This window comes from Aeribacillus sp. FSL K6-1121, assembly GCF_038003725.1.
Lineage (GTDB): Bacteria > Bacillota > Bacilli > Bacillales > Aeribacillaceae > Aeribacillus > Aeribacillus composti.
In genome coordinates this window covers 3,200,001-3,220,431 of the sequence record NZ_JBBOPS010000001.1, presented here as the reverse complement: position 1 = coordinate 3,220,431, position 20,431 = coordinate 3,200,001, and the positions used below count along the sequence as shown (strand labels likewise).

The window sequence follows — 20,431 nt, the reverse complement described above, 5'->3', positions numbered from 1 at the left end:
ATAACGGAAAGACATTCACGAATAGATCGCTCATGTTAGGAAGAAACGGTTAAGTTAGAAAGGGCGCACGGTGGATGCCTTGGCACTAGGAGCCGATGAAGGACGGGACAAACACCGAAATGCTTCGGGGAGCTGTAAGTAAGCGTCGATCCGGAGATGTCCGAATGGGGGAACCCACTGCCCGTAATGGGGCAGTATCCATACCTGAATCCATAGGGTATGGAGGGCAACCCGGGGAACTGAAACATCTAAGTACCCGGAGGAAGAGAAAGCAACAGCGATTCCCTGAGTAGCGGCGAGCGAAACGGGAACAGCCCAAACCAAGAGGCGTGCCTCTTGGGGTTGTAGGACACTCGATTAAGGAGTGACAAAGGAACGGGGTAGACGAAGAGGTCTGGAAAGGCCCGTCAGAGAAGGTAACAACCCTGTAGTCGAAACTCCGTTCCCTCCCGAGTGGATCCTGAGTACGGCGGGACACGTGAAATCCCGTCGGAAGCAGGGAGGACCATCTCCCAAGGCTAAATACTCCCTAGTGACCGATAGTGAACCAGTACCGTGAGGGAAAGGTGAAAAGCACCCCGGGAGGGGAGTGAAAGAGAACCTGAAACCGTGTGCCTACAAGTAGTCAGAGCCCGTTAACGGGTGATGGCGTGCCTTTTGTAGAATGAACCGGCGAGTTGCGATTTCGTGCAAGGTTAAGCCGAAAGGCGGAGCCGCAGCGAAAGCGAGTCTGAAGAGGGCGAAATAGTACGAGGTCGCAGACCCGAAACCAGGTGATCTACCCATGTCCAGGGTGAAGGCAAGGTAACACTTGCTGGAGGCCCGAACCCACGCACGTTGAAAAGTGCGGGGATGAGGTGTGGGTAGGGGTGAAATGCCAATCGAACTTGGAGATAGCTGGTTCTCTCCGAAATAGCTTTAGGGCTAGCCTCAAGGGAAGAGTCTTGGAGGTAGAGCACTGATTGGACGAGGGGCCCCCATCGGGTTACCGAATTCAGTCAAACTCCGAATGCCAATGACTTATCCTTGGGAGTCAGACTGCGAGTGATAAGATCCGTGGTCAAAAGGGAAACAGCCCAGACCGCCAGCTAAGGTCCCAAAGTATACGTTAAGTGGAAAAGGATGTGGAGCTGCTTAGACAACCAGGATGTTGGCTTAGAAGCAGCCACCATTTAAAGAGTGCGTAATAGCTCACTGGTCGAGTGGCTCTGCGCCGAAAATGTACCGGGGCTAAACGTATCACCGAAGCTGCGGGTTGACACCGTTGGTGTCAGCGGTAGGAGAGCGTTCTAAGGGCATCGAAGCCGGACCGGAAGGACCGGTGGAGCGCTTAGAAGTGAGAATGCCGGTATGAGTAGCGAAAGAGGGGTGAGAATCCCCTCCGCCGAAAGCCTAAGGTTTCCTGAGGAAGGCTCGTCCGCTCAGGGTTAGTCGGGACCTAAGCCGAGGCCGAAAGGCGTAGGTGATGGACAACAGGTTGATATTCCTGTACCACCTCCTCACCGTTTGAGCAATGGGGGGACGCAGGAGGATAGGGCAAGCGCGCGGCTGGATGTGCGCGTCCAAGCAGTTAGGCTGGCAAGCAGGCAAATCCGCTTGCCGGAAGGCTGAGCTGTGATGGCGAGGGAAAGGAAGTACCGAAGTTCCCGATTCCACACTGCCAAGAAAAGCCTCTAGCGAGGTGAGAGGTGCCCGTACCGCAAACCGACACAGGTAGGCGAGGAGAGAATCCTAAGGTGAGCGAGAGAACTCTCGTTAAGGAACTCGGCAAAATGACCCCGTAACTTCGGGAGAAGGGGTGCTCATCAAGGTGATAAGCCATGATGAGCCGCAGTGAAAAGGCCCAGGCGACTGTTTAGCAAAAACACAGGTCTCTGCGAAACCGTAAGGTGAAGTATAGGGGCTGACGCCTGCCCGGTGCTGGAAGGTTAAGGGGAGCGCTTAGCGAAAAGCGAAGGTGCGAACCGAAGCCCCAGTAAACGGCGGCCGTAACTATAACGGTCCTAAGGTAGCGAAATTCCTTGTCGGGTAAGTTCCGACCCGCACGAAAGGCGTAACGATCTGGGCACTGTCTCAACGAGAGACTCGGTGAAATTATAGTACCTGTGAAGATGCAGGTTACCCGCGACAGGACGGAAAGACCCCGTGGAGCTTTACTGCAGCCTGATATTGAATGTGGGTACAGCTTGTACAGGATAGGTAGGAGCCAGAGACGCGTGAGCGCCAGCTTGCGCTGAGGCGACGGTGGGATACTACCCTGGCTGTACTGACATTCTAACCCGCGCCCCTGATCGGGGCGGGAGACAGTGTCAGGTGGGCAGTTTGACTGGGGCGGTCGCCTCCTAAAAGGTAACGGAGGCGCCCAAAGGTTCCCTCAGAATGGTTGGAAATCATTCGGAGAGTGCAAAGGCAGAAGGGAGCTTGACTGCGAGACCTACAAGTCGAGCAGGGACGAAAGTCGGGCTTAGTGATCCGGTGGTTCCGCATGGAAGGGCCATCGCTCAACGGATAAAAGCTACCCCGGGGATAACAGGCTGATCTCCCCCAAGAGTCCACATCGACGGGGAGGTTTGGCACCTCGATGTCGGCTCATCGCATCCTGGGGCTGTAGTCGGTCCCAAGGGTTGGGCTGTTCGCCCATTAAAGCGGTACGCGAGCTGGGTTCAGAACGTCGTGAGACAGTTCGGTCCCTATCCGTCGCGGGCGCAGGAAATTTGAGAGGAGCTGTCCTTAGTACGAGAGGACCGGGATGGACGCACCGCTGGTGTACCAGTTGTCCCGCCAGGGGCACCGCTGGGTAGCTATGTGCGGAAGGGATAAGCGCTGAAAGCATCTAAGCGTGAAGCCCCCCTCAAGATGAGATTTCCCATCGCTAAACGCGAGTAAGATCCCTTGAAGATGACGAGGTAGATAGGTCCGAGGTGGAAGCGTGGTGACACGTGGAGCTGACGGATACTAATCGATCGAGGACTTAACCAAGTAGGAGCATCTATTCGTGAAGGAACCGTTATCTAGTTTTGAAAGAATGATATTCAAAAAAGTGTTGACAACTGCGATCAAAAAGTTATAATATTAGTTGTCCATCGAACTGAATGGAATAATGAATACAATAATTTGCTTGGTGGCAATGGCGAAGAGGTCACACCCGTTCCCATCCCGAACACGGAAGTTAAGCTCTTCAGCGCCGATGGTAGTGAGGGTTTGTCCCTTGCGAGAGTAGGACGCTGCCAGGCAAAAACAAAAAGCAGCAAAACAGCTGCTTTTTTTGTATATAATCATATTTTTTGTTAAAGAAGCAGCCAACGGTAGTTGTGCTGCTTTTATCCATTGAAAATATGGTTTAAATACATTAAGGTTAACCAAGGAATTTTTTTTAATGTGATTTCCATAAATTGATGAATAAAAACGTAATCATCACTATGATGGTTATACATAAGATCATACAGCCATTCGGTTTCATATCGGGAAATCATGCTTAAGTTATAAAGCACAAGGTAGTGGATTAATATTTCCGGCATTAATTTTATATCTTCTTTCGCAGCCGGCAGATAATATTGTTTATTATAAAAGTTGAATAAATAGGAGGATTTCCATAAATAGTGAAATTCGGCTGAATGGGAAAAATAAAGTGAATCTACATCTTCGTTTGAAAGCATCCAATGAAGCTGGCTTTGTAAAATCTCAGCAAGACGCTTAGAGGTAATACAGTAACGATTTGCTATTTCTTTATGTACAATGATGAATGTGTCATTTGTCTCAATTGGGATGGTCGTTGGAATTTGTAAATGAAACTGATATAGATCGCTTAATTCGGGGATTCTTTTCAAAAGGGAATCCATGGAAAATTTTTCTCCAGGCGTGTGATTTAATTGAAAAAGATTGAGGGCAGCATGGCGATATAAACCATTTTTTTGCACCTTAACTTCATCTTTTAAAAAGTTATAATTATGTTTTTTTCGTTTCCTTGTTGATACCCCATGGGATAAAACAGCTGAAGAGGAAGGATAATGAGCATCGACTGTCAGAAGCAGTGCCTTTATCAGCTGGCTGATGCCGTAAAAAGCTAAAACCGGTTTGATCATGATCGGGGCTGTATCAGCCATTTTGTAATAATTTTCTCCATGTTTTAAAAAATAAATAAATGTATAGCAGTTTTGATAAGATGTTTGTTCAGGCTCATGCACGTTAAGTTTTTGATAATGTTTGGTAAGCAGCCGTTGGACTGTTTGAGCAGAGTGAAATGATGAATAAAAATTCCAAATCGACAATGAGACCCCTCCATAACAACTATTCTAAAAATTTAAATTCTTTGTGGATTTCTTGACAGCATCTTTAGCAATTGTTAATCTACATATAATATTTTGCCGTGATTAGGGGGTTTTAATAATGTGGGAATCAAAATTTTTAAAGGAAGGCTTAACGTTCGATGATGTTTTGTTAATTCCTGCTAAGTCAGAGGTTTTGCCGCGTGATGTGGACTTAAGTGTTGAGCTCACGAAGACGTTAAAATTGAATATTCCAATTATCAGCGCAGGAATGGATACTGTTACCGAATCAGAAATGGCGATTGCTATGGCGCGCCAAGGAGGATTGGGCATTATCCATAAAAATATGTCGATTGAACAGCAAGCTGAGCAAGTAGATAAAGTAAAACGTTCTGAGCGCGGTGTTATTACAGATCCGTTTTTCCTTACTCCGGACCATCAAGTATATGATGCGGAACATTTAATGAGCAAATATCGGATTTCTGGTGTTCCGATTGTGAACAATGCAGAGGAACAAAAGCTTGTAGGTATTATTACAAACAGAGATTTACGTTTTATACAAGATTATTCTACAAAAATTTCTGAAGTGATGACGAAAGAAAATCTAGTTACAGCTCCTGTAGGCACAACATTGGAAGAAGCTGAAAAAGTTTTGCAAAAATATAAAATTGAAAAGCTCCCGATTGTAGATGATAAAGGCATATTAAAAGGCCTTATTACGATTAAAGATATTGAAAAAGTAATTGAGTTTCCAAATTCAGCTAAAGATGCCCATGGAAGATTGATCGTCGGCGCTGCAGTAGGTGTAACATCTGATACGATGCTGCGCGTTAAAAAACTAGTGGAAGCAAATGTGGATGTTATTGTCGTGGATACGGCGCATGGACATTCAAAAGGAGTTTTAGAAACAGTAAGGAAAATTCGTGATGCTTATCCAGATTTAAATATTATTGCAGGAAATGTTGCAACAGCTGAAGGAACGAGAGCTCTCATAGAAGCTGGGGCAGACATTGTGAAGGTTGGAATTGGCCCTGGTTCCATTTGTACTACTCGTGTGGTAGCAGGTGTTGGGGTGCCGCAAATTACAGCCATATATGATTGTGCGACAGAAGCAAGAAAGCACGGAGTAGCTATCATTGCTGATGGCGGAATAAAATATTCAGGAGATATTGTAAAAGCATTGGCTGCAGGTGGACATGCCGTCATGTTAGGAAGTTTGCTTGCAGGTACATCTGAAAGCCCGGGAGAAACAGAAATTTACCAAGGGCGTCGATTTAAAGTATATCGCGGCATGGGTTCAGTTGCAGCGATGGAAAAAGGTAGCAAAGACCGTTATTTCCAAGAAGACAACAAAAAATTTGTTCCAGAAGGAATTGAAGGCCGCATCCCATATAAAGGACCGTTGGCAGAGACAATTTACCAACTTGTCGGCGGTGTGAGATCAGGTATGGGATATTGCGGAGCAAAAAATTTATATGAGCTCCGTGAGCATTCACAATTTATCCGGATGACTGGTGCAGGATTAAGAGAAAGCCATCCGCATGATGTTCAAATTACAAAAGAGGCCCCTAATTATTCCATTTCTTAACAACTGACAGTTCAATAGTCTTATTTAAAAAATTACGACTTTTAGACAGAGTAGAGACTCTGTCTATTTTTTTTATAAGATGTATGTTAAAATCAATTTTGTTGTGTTAACTATTAATTATTTTTTAAAATAGATATTTTCAAATAAATGGAGGTAATCATGGTGCACTTCACGAAAAAATTCATCTCGGCTCTCGTCATCACGTTTTTATTGATGACGGCATTTTCCCCTTTGTCTCCCAAAATAAATGCTGAAGAAAATGACCCATTGGGCATCAATGCCTCTGCAGCCATTGCCGTTGAAGCCTCTACAGGGAAAATTGTGTACGGAAAAAATATTGATAAAACTCTTGGAGTTGCAAGTATGACAAAAATGATGACTGAATACTTGCTGCTGGAAGCGATCCGTGAAAAGAAAGTTTCTTGGGATCAAACATATCGTCCAAGTGATTATGTTTACAAAATTTCCCAAAATCGCAGTTTATCCAATGTCCCTTTAAGAAAAGATGGAAGTTATACAATAAAAGAGTTATATGAAGCAATGGCCATTTATTCTGCAAATGGTGCGGCGATTGCAGTGGCAGAAGTGATCGGTGGATCGGAAACAAATTTTGTGAAAATGATGAATGAAAAAGCGAAAGAACTAGGCTTGAAGCATACGAAGTTTGTAAATGCGACAGGTTTAAACAATAGAGACTTAATGGGGATGCATCCGGAAGGAACAGGTGAGGAAGAAGAAAATGTAATGTCTGCGAGAGACGTTGCCAGCCTTGCGTACCATCTTTTAAAGGAGTATCCTGAGATTTTAGAAACGGCCAAAATTACGAGAAAAGCTTTTCGAGAAGGTACGGATGATGAGATTAAAATGGAAAACTGGAACTGGATGCTGCCTGGATTAGTTTATGGTACAGAAGGTGTAGACGGGTTAAAAACAGGATATACCGATTTTGCGGGCTCCTGCTTTACGGGAACAGCCGAACGGAACGGAATGCGAATCATCACAGTTGTTATGAATGCGAAAGGTAAAGGGAGCAACAATTACGTACATCGTTTTAGTGAAACTAGAAAACTAATGGACTATGTTTTCAGCAATTTTTCCATTGAGGAATTATTTCCTGCGCAATATCAAATAAAAAATAAATCAACTGTATCTGTTGTAAAAGGAAAAGAGAAAAAAGTAGAAATAGAAACAAAAGATTCTTTAAAGCTCCCTATTAAACGTGGGGAAAAAGACCAGTATGAGCCGAAATATGTTTTAGATAAAAAGCTTTTAACTGCGAACGGAGAGCTGACTGCACCAATTAAAAAGGGCGCCAAGGTCGGGTATATGTCCATAGAATATAAAGGGAACAGCCAGGATTACGGATTTGTAACAGGTGAATCCGAAGCGAAAGTTGATGTAGTGACAAAAACAAAAGTCGAAAAAGCTAACTGGTTTGTATTATCAATGAGAGGCATTGGTAGTTTTTTTGGTGATGTATGGAACGGAGCAGCAAACATGGTAAAAAGCTGGTTTTAATGCATAACTCCTAACATTTTGTTGGGGGTTTTTACTATATTTAAAATAAAAGAAATCCTTGAAATTTGATAGGAATTTTATAAAAATTAGGATAAAATAGACGTATGCATTTGAATGTATCATTAAGGAGGAACTATAGAAATGGCAATTACAGGTACTGATCGAGTAAAAAGGGGAATGGCCGAAATGCAAAAAGGCGGCGTCATCATGGATGTGGTCAATGCAGAACAGGCCAAAATTGCTGAAGAAGCAGGTGCGGTTGCCGTCATGGCGCTGGAAAGAGTTCCTGCTGACATTCGTGCGGCAGGCGGGGTTGCCCGCATGGCTGATCCGACGATTATTGAAGAGGTCATGAACGCGGTTACGATTCCAGTAATGGCAAAATGCCGTATTGGACATATTGTAGAAGCTCGAGTATTAGAAGCGCTCGGTGTTGATTATATTGATGAAAGTGAAGTGTTGACACCGGCTGATGAAGAGTTTCATATAAATAAGCGGGAATTTACGGTTCCATTTGTTTGTGGCTGCCGTGATTTAGGAGAAGCAGCTCGCCGAATTGGAGAAGGTGCTTCCATGCTCAGAACGAAGGGCGAACCGGGAACTGGCAACATTGTAGAAGCAGTTCGTCACATGCGGAAAGTGAATGCACAGGTTCGGAAAATTGTCGGCATGAGCGAAGATGAGCTAATGACGGAAGCAAAAAATTTAGGAGCACCGTATGAAGTGCTGCTACAAATTAAAAAGGAAGGACGACTCCCTGTCGTGAATTTTGCTGCTGGCGGCGTTGCAACACCTGCTGACGCAGCGTTGATGATGCAGCTTGGTGCAGATGGTGTGTTTGTCGGCTCAGGTATTTTTAAATCTGAAAATCCAGGAAAGTATGCCCGGGCAATTGTGGAAGCGACCACACACTATGAGGATTATGAATTAATCGCTCATTTATCGAAAGATCTTGGAACTGCGATGAAAGGGATCGATATTTCTTCATTGCTTCCGGAACATCGTATGCAAGAACGTGGTTGGTAAAGGAGAATACAAAATGAAAGTAGGAGTTTTGGCACTCCAAGGTGCTGTGAGGGAGCATATTCAGTCAATCGAAGCTTGTGGTGCAGAAGGCGTAAAAATTAAAAAATCCGAACAATTGCAAAATATCGATGGACTTATTTTACCAGGCGGCGAAAGCACGACAATGAGAAGATTGATTGAAAAGTATGGGTTGATGGACCCTTTGAAAGAATTTATAAAGGGAGGAAAACCTGTTTTCGGTACATGTGCTGGTCTTATTTTGCTGGCGAAGCAAATTGTTGGACAAGATGAGCCGCACCTTGGTGTATTGGATGTGGTCGTTGAACGGAATTCTTTCGGCCGCCAGCGTGAAAGTTTTGAAGCGGAATTAACCATTGCAGGAGTTGGGGACGATTTTATAGGTGTGTTTATTCGCGCTCCGCATATTGTAGAAGCAGGAGAAAATGTTGAAATTTTAGCAAAACATGAGGATCGAATTGTTGCTGTTCGACAAGGCCACATTCTTGGATGTTCATTCCATCCGGAATTGACGGATGATCATCGATTTGTGCAATATTTTTTAAATATGGTGAAGGAATCAAACGAGAAAGTTCATGCATAAAAAAGTTGAACAAACCCTAAACTTATAGTAAATTTATGAATATAAATAGATCTAAAGCAATGAGAGGAACTAGTAGCAAGTTGTTTTTCTTAAGAGAGCTGGTGGTTGGTGGAAACCAGTGAAAAACGCTTGTGAATCCGTCCTTGAGTGAAATGCTGAATGCAAGTTTTTGTTAGTAAGCATTTACGGCAAAAACCGTTACCTTTGTAAGTGGAAGGCTGATGCCTTCAAGCAGGGTGGCAACGCGGGTATACTCTCGTCCCTTTTTGGACGGGAGTTTTTATTTTGAATATAAAAGCGAAAGGAGTGTCCATGATGCTTGATATGAAATTTTTACGGTCAAATTTTGAAGAAATAAAAAAGAAGCTTGAACACCGTGGAGAGGATTTAACTGATTTTGATCAATTTGTTGACTTGGATAAAAAGCGTCGTGAACTAATTGTTACGACGGAAGAATTAAAAAGCAAAAGAAATGAAGTATCTTCTAAAATCGCCGAATTAAAAAGAGAAAAGAAAGACACAGATCATTTAATTCAAGAAATGCGTCAAGTAGGAGAACGCATCAAAACACTTGATGAGGAATTAAAAGAGATTGAAGAAAAGCTTGAAACCTTGATTTTGTCGATTCCAAACATTCCGCATGAGAGCGTTCCAGTCGGCGATTCAGAGGAAGATAATGTAGAAGTCCGCAAATGGGGAGAAATCCCGACCTTTAGTTTTGAACCAAAACCTCATTGGGAAATTGCCGACCAATTAGGAATTCTCGATTTTGAAAGAGCCGGCAAGGTGACCGGCAGCCGCTTTGTATTTTATAAAGGTTTGGGCGCAAGATTAGAAAGGGCGCTTATCAGTTTTATGATAGATTTGCATGTTGAAGAACATGGCTATGAGGAAGTTTTGCCTCCGTATATAGTGAACCGTACAAGCATGATCGGAACAGGACAGCTTCCGAAGTTTGAGGGAGACGCTTTTAAAATTCAAGGTGAGGATTATTTCTTAATACCAACAGCGGAAGTTCCTGTCACAAATTTGCACCGTGATGAAATTTTACAGGAGAAGCAGCTTCCAATCAATTATGTAGCGTACAGCGCTTGCTTCCGTTCTGAGGCAGGGGCGGCCGGAAGAGATACGCGCGGCCTTATTCGCCAGCATCAATTTAACAAAGTGGAGCTTGTGAAAATTGTAAAGCCTGAAGATTCTTATGAGGAATTAGAAAAATTAACAAGTCATGCTGAAAACGTATTGAAGCTGTTAGGACTTCCATATCGAGTTATGAGCATGTGTACAGCTGATTTAGGCTTTACGGCAGCAAAAAAATATGATCTTGAAGTATGGCTTCCAAGCTATCAAACATATCGTGAAATTTCTTCTTGCAGCAACTTTGAAGCGTTTCAGGCTCGCCGGGCGAATATACGGTTCCGACGGGATCCGAAAGCAAAGCCTGAGCATGTGCATACGTTAAATGGTTCTGGGCTTGCAATAGGTCGTACAGTAGCAGCCATTTTGGAAAATTACCAGCAAGAAGACGGATCTGTCGTCATTCCGGAAGTGCTGCGTCCATATATGGGAAATAAAACAGTAATTAGTAAAAAGTAATTCTTACTGAATAGAAAAAATGAAAGGGGGTAGGAGGGGTTCTTCCATATCCCCCTTTTATGTACAAATGTATTTTATATAGGCTGCCGTTGTATCATTTGTTTGGCAATTGTTCTTCCTATTTCAATGGATGCTGTCGCTGCAGGAGATGGAGCGTTCAGCACATGAATGGACCGTTTCGTTGGTACAATATAAAAATCATCGATTAAAGCCCCGTCTTTACTTAAAGCTTGAGCTCGGACACCAGATGGTCCAGGCAGCAAATCTTCTTCTGTAATATCGGGCATGAGTTTTTGAACATTTTCGACAAACTTTTTCTTTGACATCGATCGAATCATTTCTTCGAGTCCTTCTTTCATATATTGACCTGCTAATTTCCAAAAACCGGGGAACGTTAATACTTCAAATAAATCTTTCATATTTGCGTCGCTTTTTTTATACCCTTCTCTTTTCAAGCTTAAAACAGCATTTGGACCTATATCTATAGATCCGTCAATCATTCTAGTAAAGTGAACGCCTAAAAATGGAAAATTAGGATTTGGTACAGGATAGATTAAGTTTTTAACTAAATATGATTTTTGCGGATTTAACATATAATATTCTCCACGGAATGGAACAATTTTCACATCCGTATACAGATTTGCTATTTTAGCAATACGATCGCTGTTAAGTCCTGCACAATTTATAAAAAATCGGCTTTGAAAGGTTTTGTTTGCTGTTTCAACGATAACTTCTTGTTTTTTTTCATGAATCACTTCTACTTTTTCGTTTAAAAAGATCTCCCCGCCCTTTTCGAGGATTAAATCTGCCATCCGTTCACTAACAAGACGGAAATTTACAATACCTGTTGATGGAACATGAATGGCTTCTATTCCATTCACATAAGGTTCAAATTCATGAAGCTCCTCCTTTGAAATTTTCCGGATATTGAGGCCGTTTTTTAATCCGCGTTGGAACAACTTCTCAAGCTCCTCCCGCTCATGTTCATCGCTGGCAACGATTACTTTGCCGCAGACTTCATAAGGGATATCGTATTTTTGGCAAAACATGATCATTGCCTGATTACCTTTTTTCGCAAGCTGCGCCTTATAGCTCCCGGGCTTGTAATATATACCGGAATGGATCACCCCGCTGTTATGACCCGTTTGATGGGAGGCAACTTTATTTTCTTTTTCGATTATTGCCACTTTTGCGTTTGGGTGTTGTTCATATATTGCCAATGCAGTGGATAAGCCGACTATTCCTCCACCGACAATTACATAATCATACATATTTTTCTCCGTCCTCCTCTAGTCATCCGCAAGCTTCTCACTCTGATTTTTTAAGGGATTTACGTTTTGCACTAGGCTTCAGTTGTTTTTATACATGCTGTTTTAAAAGCGCGGCAAATCAATGCAAAGATAGCAGCCGATTGCGGGGAAAAGATGCCTTTGTCATGTCCCGAAAAAACTAGTGTCCATTTGTGAGCGCTTTAAATTAACTTGCAATTCAAGTTTATAACATGATGAATGAAATACAATCGATTTTTTCGAATTTTTTAATTTTTTCTATTTAAAAAAATAAGCTTCTTTGTAAAGAAGCGTTTAAGGAAAAAAATTATTTGATAACTTTTATGAGTTTATTGACATACATTTTATACTGTGCTATATTAGTCCATGTCATATGGAGGAGTACCCAAGTCTGGCTGAAGGGGTCGGTCTTGAAAACCGAGAGGCGGGTCAAACCGCGCGGGGGTTCGAATCCCTCCTCCTCCGCCATTATTTACCGAGTGCGCATAAATTGGAGATTGGCTAAATTCGTTACGGGCTGTAACGAATTTTTTATTTTTTAAAACAAAATGGCTAATCCTCATGGAAAACAAAAATCATCGATATAAACGTTAAAGGGGCGTCTATAAGCTGAAAAGCAACTTATTAGGCACCTCTTTTATTTTTTTGAAAAACAAAACAGAAATTCCTCATATTTAAGATCATTTGATCAATAGTTGTTTATAAAGAAGTATTTATTTTTTTACGACTTGAAAATTATCGATAATCAACAGCCAATTTTGCGGAAACGAAATTCCTAGTTTCCAATAGCTAACACCTCGCAAATGCAGCTCTTTTACAAGATCGAATTTGGCTTGTATGGAACGGGCATCTTCAAACCAAACTTCATGAACCTTTTGGTTTTCATCCGTATATCGAAAAGTAGGGGCTTGGGCTTCTTCATCAAATTTGATTTCTGCATTGTATTTTGATGCAAGCTGAATCGCCTGCTGCGGACTTATCGCTTTTGCGTAAGGCCCGCCTTGCACAAAGGGAAGAGTCCAGTCATAACCGTATAAATTTTGTCCCATCATAATTTTCTGTGGAGGAATCTCCGTAACGGCATATTCGAGTACATCACGGACTGGGCCGATAGGAGAAACAGCCATTGGCGGTCCGCCGCTGTACCCCCATTCATATGTCATAATGACGACCCAATCCACAATTTCTCCATGTGCTTTATAGTCGTGGGCCTCGTACCATTGTCCTTTTTGCTCTGCGCTTGTTTTGGGGGCTAATGCAGAGGAAATGAACCACCCTTCACTGTGAATCCTGTCTCTCGCCCTTCGCAAAAATTGATTATAGGCTTCCCGGTCGGCAGGAAACAAATATTCAAAATCAAAGTGAATATCTCGAAACTGATATTTTTTTGCTGTGGCAATAATATTATTTAAAAATTTAGTTTGTACATCATCGTCTGTCAGCAATATATGCCCTAACTCTGCACTAAATTGATTGTTCTCCAAATTTGTGACAGCCATTGAAAACACTAAATTTTGTTCATTAGCAATAGTTGGCAAGTTCCCAATCGGTGGCTCTTTTAAAGAACCGTCACGTTGTGCTTGAAAGCTAAAATGGGTAAGGTAGGTTAAATAAGGGGCAGTCTCTCTTGCGCTGTCTTCGAGATTTTGGCTGACTTGAGCACCAAGCGGTTCTAAATATACATTAAATTCTGCTTGCCGTTTAGGCCGTTCTGGGATATATAATCGAAGGCCAATAGGCAATAATTGATTTATATTCAGTCCATTTACTGCTGCAAGCTCAAATACAGACGTACCAAATTTTCTTGAAATGCTCCAAAGGCTGTCTCCCCGTTGAACGGTGTAAAATTGTCCGATGATTGGAATAACAATTGCTTGACCTACAACAAGCTGATCAGGATTAGGAATTTCATTTGCTTCAACGATGGCTGTTATAGATGTTCCATATGTTTGTGCAATGGAATAAAGCGTTTGCCCAGATTGAACAACATGAATTAGCAAAATCATGACCTCCTGTAAAAACTGTTTGTAAATTTTATGTTTTTATCGCAGAAAACATGCTTTTGGAAAAGGTTGAAAGGAACCCGCACTTTTTTTAAGATGAAATTATATCGATAGGATGAGGAGCAAAAAATGACTAAAGACGAATATTATATGACTTTAGCAATTGAAGAGGCGAAGAAGGCGGAAAAGATTGGCGAGGTTCCGATTGGTGCTGTGCTTGTTGTAGATGATGTAGTGGTTGCAAAAGCTCATAATTTGAGGGAAACCGAGCAGAGGTCAATCGCTCATGCGGAAATATTGGCAATTGATGAGGCGTGCAGGAAGCTTCGAACGTGGAGACTCGAGAACTCGACGTTATATGTGACGCTTGAGCCATGTCCAATGTGTGCAGGAGCGATTGTAATGTCAAGAATTGAACGTGTAGTTTTCGGCGCTTTCGATCCGAAGGCTGGTTGTGCAGGAACGTTAATGAATTTATTAAATGAACCTCGTTTCAATCATCAAACAGAAGTAATTTCAGGCGTGAAGCAGGAGCAATGCAGTGAAATGTTAACCTGTTTTTTTCAAAAGTTGCGGGAAGAGAAAAAACGGTTGAAAATGAAAAATAAAAACAATTGAATTTTTTAACATATTGGGAAGCGTTGCATTTTCTCGAAAAAACATATATACTAAATTTGCGTCCTTAAACGGCGCAAAGTGAAAATCGGTTTAAACTTTGCCGTGCTAAGCGGGGAGGTAGCGGTGCCCTGTACTCGCAATCCGCTCTAGCGAGGCCGAATTCCTTCTCGAGGTTAGTATATTTTAGGGTCTGCCTCAAGTAAGTGGTGTTGACGTTTGGGTCCTGTGCAATGAGAATCCATGAACCATGTCAGGTCCGGAAGGAAGCAGCATTAAGTGGAAGCTCTCATGTGCCGCAGGGTTGCCTGAACTGAGCTAACTGCTTGAGTAACGCCTAGGGTTGCTAATCGACAGAAGGTGCACGGCAGTTATCATATCAAACAATAAGATCCCCTTATAGTAGGCAGAAAAAGAAAAGTCTGTCAACTATAAGGGGATTTTTTCGATGAGAGAAATATGAACAGCGTATGATGTAAAGCTTAAAAAATGTAATGAGGACATTGGTTTAAAATATGGATTGATGCATGATGGGGAAAACACTTTAAGCAGAAAGAAATGAAGAAAATATTAGAAAGACTTTAAAACTCCCCAAGAAGATCTTGAAACAAAAGTGTCCTTAGCGGCTAAAACCATACAGAATACGCCGTCCCATTTCAAGTCTCATCCATACTTTTTCCGCACGTCCGAATAGATGAAGGATGCATTATGCAATATAACTATCAACGGCTTCAAAAGAGAAACAGCTTAAAGTCCTAATGAATATCGGTCTCAGGCTGTCTACATGTGCTGTCTATTTAACTGGAGACGCTTTTACAGAGATCGGTTTTATTTTTTTCATAAGTTTTTTATCCTTCTTATGGAAAACTTACATTCGTTTAAACAATCAGGTATAATAAATGAAAGATTACTGTATAAAGGGGAGGGCGTTACTTGAGTTATCAGGCTTTATACCGAGCATGGAGGCCACAGCAGTTTCGTGATGTCGTGGGACAAGAACACGTCACGAAAACATTGCAAAATGCCCTTTTACAAAATAAATTTTCGCATGCTTATCTTTTCACAGGTCCTAGAGGAACAGGTAAAACAAGCGCTGCAAAAATATTTGCGAAAGCGGTCAACTGCCAACAAGCACCAATTGCAGAGCCTTGTAATGAGTGTCCTGCATGTAAAGGAATCACGGAAGGATCGATTTCGGACGTTATTGAAATTGATGCAGCTTCTAATAATGGAGTAGATGAAATTCGCGATATTCGCGATAAAGTCAAATTTGCACCTGCGGCGGTCAAATATAAAGTATATATTATTGATGAAGTTCATATGCTTTCAATCGGAGCATTTAATGCTTTATTAAAAACGCTTGAAGAACCTCCAAAACATGTGATTTTTATTTTGGCTACAACTGAACCTCATAAAATTCCGCTTACCATTATTTCGAGATGTCAACGCTTTGATTTCCGGCGTATTTCTGTTCAATCCATCGTACGTCGCATGAAGGAAATTGTGGAAAATCAATCGATCAAGGTTGAAGAGGAAGCGTTAAAGGTTATTGCGAGCTCGGCTGATGGTGGGATGCGAGATGCACTGAGTCTGTTGGACCAAGCCATCTCTTTTAGCGATGATAAAGTCACATTGGAGGATGTATTATTTATAACTGGATCGGTTTCTCATAAGATGCTCGCAAATTTGGTCCGATTTATTTTTGAGAACAATGTTACGGAAGCTTTAAAAACTATCCACGAATGGTTGGATCAAGGGAAAGATCCTTTAAAATTAATTGAAGATCTCATTTATTACTATCGCGACATGTTATTATATAAATCGGCTCCAAACTTAGAGGAAGTAATGGAACGAGTCGCAATAGACGATGCGTTCGTTTCATTGTGCGAACAAATTCCTATTGAACAAATTTATGAGACGATTGAAGTTTTGAACCAAAGCCAGCAGGAGATGAAATGGACGAATCATCCCCGTATTTTTGTAGAAGTAGCGATTGTGAAATTATGTCAAACTGAGCGTGTGCAGCCGCCTTCAGTTCATTATGAAGAACTTCTTAATCGAATACAGGAACTTGAACGCACAATATCTTCATTAGTTCAGCATGGAGTTCAAGAACAGTCGCCAGTTAAACAAGAAGCAAAAGTACAAAAAACAATTCAAAGCGGTTATAAAACGCCTGTTGACCGCATTTATGATATTTTGAGAAATGCTACTCGAAAAGATTTGGATTTAGTGAAAAGCCGATGGGGAGATCTGTTAACAACGCTAAAGCAGCAAAATAAAGTGTCGCATGCAGCCCTTTTAAATGAAAGTGAACCAGTTGCTGCTTGCGAATATGCTTTTGTGCTAAAATTTAAATATGAAATCCATTGTAAAATGGTGGCGGAAAATCAAAATCATGTATTAACAAACCTCCAAACGATTTTACAAGGACTCATTGGACGTCAAATGGAGATGATTGGCGTTCCGGAGAAAGAATGGGGTAAAATAAGGGAGGATTATTTGCGCAATCAACGATCAGACGATGCACATCAACAGGAGCATGAAGACGAAGATCCGCTTATTGCCGAAGCAAAAAAATTAGTTGGCACGGATCTGATTGAAATAAAAGAGTAAATAAATGCTTATGGAGGAGATAATATGATGATGCGTGGCGGTATGGGAAACATGCAAAAAATGATGAAGCAAATGCAAAAAATGCAAAAGGAGATGCAAAAGGCTCAGGAGGAGCTTGCTGAAAAAAAAGTGGAGGGAACTGCTGGCGGCGGTATGGTCACGGTTGTTGCAAACGGACATAAGGAAATTTTAGAAGTGAAAATCAATGAAGATGTTGTAGATCCTGAAGATATTGAAATGCTTCAAGATTTGGTATTGGCAGCAACAAACGATGCTCTTCGCAAAGTGGATGAGTTAACAAGCGAAACGATGGGAAGATTTACTAAAGGTATGAATTTGCCTGGGTTGTTCTAGGAGGATCTATTCGATGCAATATCCAGAACCGATATCAAAACTTATTGATAGCTTTATGAAGCTGCCAGGAATTGGTCCGAAAACGGCCGTTCGTCTGGCCTTTTTTGTTTTAAATATGAAGGAAGAAACAGTATTGGATTTCGCGAAAGCGCTTGTCAATGCAAAACGAAATTTATCATATTGCTCGATTTGCGGTCATATTACAGATGAAGATCCATGTTATCTTTGCAAAGATGAGCGCCGCGACAGAAGCATAATATGTGTGGTTCAAGACCCGAAAGACGTCATTGCAATGGAAAAAATGAAAGAATATAACGGTCTATATCATGTTCTGCATGGCGCCATTTCGCCAATGGACGGGATTGGTCCTGAAGATATTAATATCCCTGATTTGCTAAAACGTCTGCAAAATGATGAAATTCAAGAAGTAATTTTAGCAACAAATCCGAACATTGAGGGAGAAGCGACAGCAATGTATATCTCTCGCCTTTTAAAGCCTACAGGCATAAAAATCACAAGAATTGCTCATGGGCTGCCTGTTGGCGGTGATTTAGAATACGCGGACGAAGTCACACTTTCAAAAGCGCTTGAGGGAAGACGAGAGATTTGAAGAGAAAAGGAGTTTGCCAGACATGTTTATTCGGCGAAAGCAATGGTTGAGAAGAGAATTCGATCAGCTGCTTCTTCAAGATTTAATTGAGCTGAAGGAACATTGGGAGTATCAAAAGCGTTTAGTGGAAAAAAGCTTTGATCCTTCACCTGAGGTGCTTAGCAGTTTAAAATTAGCAGAAGCAAAATATTTATTTCTTTTAAAAGAAGCCAAAAAGAGAAATATCAAGATGGAATAGTAGGTAGAAGGAAGCAGCCACATTCCTGTTTGTTGTTTTCTTAGTTCTAAACAATATGAAATCTTTCATATTGTTAAAGTAAAGCCGAAATAAACAGGAAGGTGGGTTTTATATAATGGAGCCTTATATTATGATCATTTGCATTTTAGGGCTTTTATTCCTTCTGCTTCTTGCCGGTGCTTCTTTGAAACCGGTGAAATGGATAGGGAGTATTTTTATAAAAATTGTGATCGGGGCCTTGCTACTTTTTTTTGTTAATTCTTTTGGGACGAGTTTCGGTCTGCACGTGCCCATTAATATTGTTACATCATCTATTGCTGGTTTATTGGGGCTCCCCGGATTAGCTGCTTTAGTAATTATTAAAATGGTGATTATCCCTTGAAAAACACCTGTATACAGGCGGGTGTTTTTATTTTCAAAAAAAGTGTTGACATTATAAACAATCATGGTAAAATGATATTCGTCGCTAAGATACAAAATAAAAAAACATTGACAAATGAATTTTTGATTGATAAAATAGAAATCCTGATTGATCCTTGAAAACTGAACAAAACGAAAAGCGTGCCTGTTGATTCTAAAAGAGCATTTGGTGACAAACTTTTTTTGGAGAGTTTGATCCTGGCTCAGGACGAACGCTGGCGGCGTGCCTAATACATGCAAGTCGAGCGGACCGAAGGGAGCTTGCTCCTTTAGGTTAGCGGCGGACGGGTGAGTAACACGTGGGCAACCTGCCCTGCAGACTGGGATAACTTCGGGAAACCGGAGCTAATACCGGATAACACCGAAAACCGCATGGTTTTCGGTTGAAAGGCGGCTTTTAGCTGTCACTGCAGGATGGGCCCGCGGCGCATTAGCTAGTTGGTGAGGTAACGGCTCACCAAGGCGACGATGCGTAGCCGACCTGAGAGGGTGACCGGCCACACTGGGACTGAGACACGGCCCAGACTCCTACGGGAGGCAGCAGTAGGGAATCTTCCGCAATGGACGAAAGTCTGACGGAGCAACGCCGCGTGAGCGAAGAAGGTCTTCGGATCGTAAAGCTCTGTTGTCAGGGAAGAACAAGTACCGTTCGAACAGGGCGGTACCTTGACGGTACCTGACGAGGAAGCCACGGCTAACTACGTGCCAGCAGCCGCGGTAATACGTAGGTGGCAAGCGTTGTCCGGAATTATTGGGCGTAAAGCGCGCGCAGGCGGTTCCTTAAGTCTGATGTGAAATCTCGCGGCTCAACCGCGAGCGGCCATTGGAAACTGGGGAACTTGAGTGCAGGAGAGGGGAGCGGAATTCCACGTGTAGCGGTGAAATGCGTAGAGATGTGGAGGAACACCAGTGGCGAAGGCGGCTCTCTGGCCTGTAACTGACGCTGAGGCGCGAAAGCGTGGGGAGCGAACAGGATTAGATACCCTGGTAGTCCACGCCGTAAACGATGAGTGCTAAGTGTTAGAGGGTATCCACCCTTTAGTGCTGCAGCAAACGCATTAAGCACTCCGCCTGGGGAGTACGGCCGCAAGGCTGAAACTCAAAGGAATTGACGGGGACCCGCACAAGCGGTGGAGCATGTGGTTTAATTCGAAGCAACGCGAAGAACCTTACCAGGTCTTGACATCCCCTGACAACCCTAGAGATAGGGCGTTCCCCTTTCGGGGACAGGGTGACAGGTGGTGCATGGTTGTCGTCAGCTCGTGTCGTGAGATGTTGGGTTAAGTCCCGCAACGAGCGCAACCCTTGACCTTAGTTGCCAGCATTCAGTTGGGCACTCTAAGGTGACTGCCGGCTAAAAGTCGGAGGAAGGTGGGGATGACGTCAAATCATCATGCCCCTTATGACCTGGGCTACACACGTGCTACAATGGGTGGTACAAAGGGCAGCGAAACCGCGAGGTGGAGCGAATCCCAAAAAACCACTCTCAGTTCGGATTGCAGGCTGCAACTCGCCTGCATGAAGCCGGAATCGCTAGTAATCGCGGATCAGCATGCCGCGGTGAATACGTTCCCGGGTCTTGTACACACCGCCCGTCACACCACGAGAGTTTGTAACACCCGAAGTCGGTGGGGTAACCCTTACGGGAGCCAGCCGCCGAAGGTGGGACAAATGATTGGGGTGAAGTCGTAA

The 20,431-nt window shown here is 42.7% G+C and carries 14 protein-coding genes, 1 tRNA gene, 3 rRNA genes, 1 other RNA gene and 1 other annotated feature (1 of these 20 running past the window's edge); of the genes, 16 read left to right on the top strand and 3 right to left on the bottom strand.

Translation table 11 applies throughout. The features are described 5' to 3' along the window. Window positions 1-47: 47 nt before the first annotated feature. Window positions 48-2,979, top strand: a 23S ribosomal RNA gene (locus tag NSQ61_RS15785). 138 nt (window positions 2,980-3,117) lie between these two features. Beyond that, window positions 3,118-3,233, top strand: a 5S ribosomal RNA gene (gene rrf, locus NSQ61_RS15780). An 87-nt stretch (window positions 3,234-3,320) separates the two neighbouring features. On the opposite strand, the gene NSQ61_RS15775 is transcribed toward rrf, so the two are convergent. Further along, window positions 3,321-4,268: a YaaC family protein gene (locus tag NSQ61_RS15775; protein WP_063388664.1), complete on the bottom strand. Its 948-nt coding sequence runs from the start codon at window positions 4,266-4,268 to the stop codon at window positions 3,321-3,323. 118 nt (window positions 4,269-4,386) lie between these two features. Here NSQ61_RS15775 and guaB point away from each other — a divergent pair, with 118 nt between their 5' ends. From guaB to serS, 5 genes are all read left to right on the top strand, one after another. Next, window positions 4,387-5,853 carry an IMP dehydrogenase gene (guaB, locus tag NSQ61_RS15770; protein WP_063388665.1) on the top strand — a complete coding sequence of 489 codons (1,467 nt, stop codon included), beginning with the start codon at window positions 4,387-4,389 and terminating at the stop codon, window positions 5,851-5,853. 159 nt (window positions 5,854-6,012) lie between these two features. After that, on the top strand, window positions 6,013-7,371 hold the full coding sequence (locus tag NSQ61_RS15765) for a serine hydrolase (protein ID WP_133309183.1): 1,359 nt from the start codon (window positions 6,013-6,015) through the stop codon (window positions 7,369-7,371). 141 nt (window positions 7,372-7,512) lie between these two features. After that, the gene (gene pdxS / locus NSQ61_RS15760; protein ID WP_063388667.1) at window positions 7,513-8,397 is read left to right on the top strand and encodes a pyridoxal 5'-phosphate synthase lyase subunit PdxS; all 885 of its coding nucleotides are present in this window, start codon (window positions 7,513-7,515) and stop codon (window positions 8,395-8,397) included. A gap of 13 nt (window positions 8,398-8,410) precedes the next feature. Continuing rightward, window positions 8,411-8,998 carry a pyridoxal 5'-phosphate synthase glutaminase subunit PdxT gene (gene pdxT / locus NSQ61_RS15755; protein ID WP_066251693.1) on the top strand — a complete coding sequence of 196 codons (588 nt, stop codon included), beginning with the start codon at window positions 8,411-8,413 and terminating at the stop codon, window positions 8,996-8,998. A 50-nt stretch (window positions 8,999-9,048) separates the two neighbouring features. Next, window positions 9,049-9,265: a binding site (T-box leader), on the top strand. Between the two features lie 48 nt (window positions 9,266-9,313). Continuing rightward, window positions 9,314-10,594 (top strand): serine--tRNA ligase, encoded by a 1,281-nt coding sequence (gene serS, locus NSQ61_RS15750; protein ID WP_066251706.1) that lies wholly within the window; start codon window positions 9,314-9,316, stop codon window positions 10,592-10,594. A 74-nt stretch (window positions 10,595-10,668) separates the two neighbouring features. On the opposite strand, the gene lhgO is transcribed toward serS, so the two are convergent. Then, window positions 10,669-11,865 (bottom strand): L-2-hydroxyglutarate oxidase, encoded by a 1,197-nt coding sequence (lhgO, locus tag NSQ61_RS15745; RefSeq protein ID WP_063388669.1) that lies wholly within the window; start codon window positions 11,863-11,865, stop codon window positions 10,669-10,671. A 393-nt stretch (window positions 11,866-12,258) separates the two neighbouring features. On the opposite strand from lhgO, the gene NSQ61_RS15740 reads away from it, so the two are divergent. Next, window positions 12,259-12,351 (top strand) — tRNA-Ser (locus tag NSQ61_RS15740). A 245-nt stretch (window positions 12,352-12,596) separates the two neighbouring features. On the opposite strand, the gene NSQ61_RS15735 is transcribed toward NSQ61_RS15740, so the two are convergent. Next, entirely contained in the window at window positions 12,597-13,883 is a 1,287-nt protein-coding gene (locus NSQ61_RS15735) for a glycoside hydrolase family 18 protein (RefSeq protein WP_339198196.1), read from the bottom strand. Between the two features lie 132 nt (window positions 13,884-14,015). On the opposite strand from NSQ61_RS15735, the gene tadA reads away from it, so the two are divergent. From tadA to NSQ61_RS15695, 8 genes are all read left to right on the top strand, one after another. After that, complete coding sequence (gene tadA, locus NSQ61_RS15730) at window positions 14,016-14,504, top strand: tRNA adenosine(34) deaminase TadA (protein WP_063388670.1); 489 nt, start codon at window positions 14,016-14,018, stop codon at window positions 14,502-14,504. 100 nt (window positions 14,505-14,604) lie between these two features. Next, window positions 14,605-14,869, top strand: an RNA gene (gene ffs, locus NSQ61_RS15725) — signal recognition particle sRNA large type. Between the two features lie 565 nt (window positions 14,870-15,434). Beyond that, window positions 15,435-17,117: a DNA polymerase III subunit gamma/tau gene (gene dnaX / locus NSQ61_RS15720; protein ID WP_063388671.1), complete on the top strand. Its 1,683-nt coding sequence runs from the start codon at window positions 15,435-15,437 to the stop codon at window positions 17,115-17,117. 30 nt (window positions 17,118-17,147) lie between these two features. Next, window positions 17,148-17,471 (top strand): YbaB/EbfC family nucleoid-associated protein, encoded by a 324-nt coding sequence (locus NSQ61_RS15715; RefSeq protein WP_375338795.1) that lies wholly within the window; start codon window positions 17,148-17,150, stop codon window positions 17,469-17,471. 13 nt (window positions 17,472-17,484) lie between these two features. After that, on the top strand, window positions 17,485-18,081 hold the full coding sequence (gene recR, locus NSQ61_RS15710; protein WP_063388672.1) for a recombination mediator RecR: 597 nt from the start codon (window positions 17,485-17,487) through the stop codon (window positions 18,079-18,081). 22 nt (window positions 18,082-18,103) lie between these two features. Then, window positions 18,104-18,319 carry a YaaL family protein gene (locus tag NSQ61_RS15705; protein ID WP_063388673.1) on the top strand — a complete coding sequence of 72 codons (216 nt, stop codon included), beginning with the start codon at window positions 18,104-18,106 and terminating at the stop codon, window positions 18,317-18,319. A gap of 115 nt (window positions 18,320-18,434) precedes the next feature. Then, complete coding sequence (locus NSQ61_RS15700; protein WP_063388674.1) at window positions 18,435-18,701, top strand: pro-sigmaK processing inhibitor BofA family protein; 267 nt, start codon at window positions 18,435-18,437, stop codon at window positions 18,699-18,701. 218 nt (window positions 18,702-18,919) lie between these two features. Continuing rightward, window positions 18,920-20,431: ribosomal RNA gene (locus NSQ61_RS15695) — 16S ribosomal RNA — on the top strand (it continues 42 nt past the right edge of the window).

Excerpts from the sequence above, each read along its gene's own strand:
- guaB (WP_063388665.1), top strand. The coding sequence starts at position 4,387 with ATGTGGGAATCAAAATTTTTAAAGGAAGGCTTAACGTTCGATGATGTT.
- NSQ61_RS15765 (WP_133309183.1), top strand. The coding sequence starts at position 6,013 with ATGGTGCACTTCACGAAAAAATTCATCTCGGCTCTCGTCATCACGTTT.
- pdxS (WP_063388667.1), top strand. The coding sequence starts at position 7,513 with ATGGCAATTACAGGTACTGATCGAGTAAAAAGGGGAATGGCCGAAATG.
- pdxT (WP_066251693.1), top strand. The coding sequence starts at position 8,411 with ATGAAAGTAGGAGTTTTGGCACTCCAAGGTGCTGTGAGGGAGCATATT.
- serS (WP_066251706.1), top strand. The coding sequence starts at position 9,314 with ATGCTTGATATGAAATTTTTACGGTCAAATTTTGAAGAAATAAAAAAG.
- lhgO (WP_063388669.1), bottom strand. The coding sequence starts at position 11,865 with ATGTATGATTATGTAATTGTCGGTGGAGGAATAGTCGGCTTATCCACT.
- tadA (WP_063388670.1), top strand. The coding sequence starts at position 14,016 with ATGACTAAAGACGAATATTATATGACTTTAGCAATTGAAGAGGCGAAG.
- NSQ61_RS15715 (WP_375338795.1), top strand. The coding sequence starts at position 17,148 with ATGCGTGGCGGTATGGGAAACATGCAAAAAATGATGAAGCAAATGCAA.
- recR (WP_063388672.1), top strand. The coding sequence starts at position 17,485 with ATGCAATATCCAGAACCGATATCAAAACTTATTGATAGCTTTATGAAG.
- NSQ61_RS15705 (WP_063388673.1), top strand. The coding sequence starts at position 18,104 with ATGTTTATTCGGCGAAAGCAATGGTTGAGAAGAGAATTCGATCAGCTG.
- NSQ61_RS15700 (WP_063388674.1), top strand. The coding sequence starts at position 18,435 with ATGGAGCCTTATATTATGATCATTTGCATTTTAGGGCTTTTATTCCTT.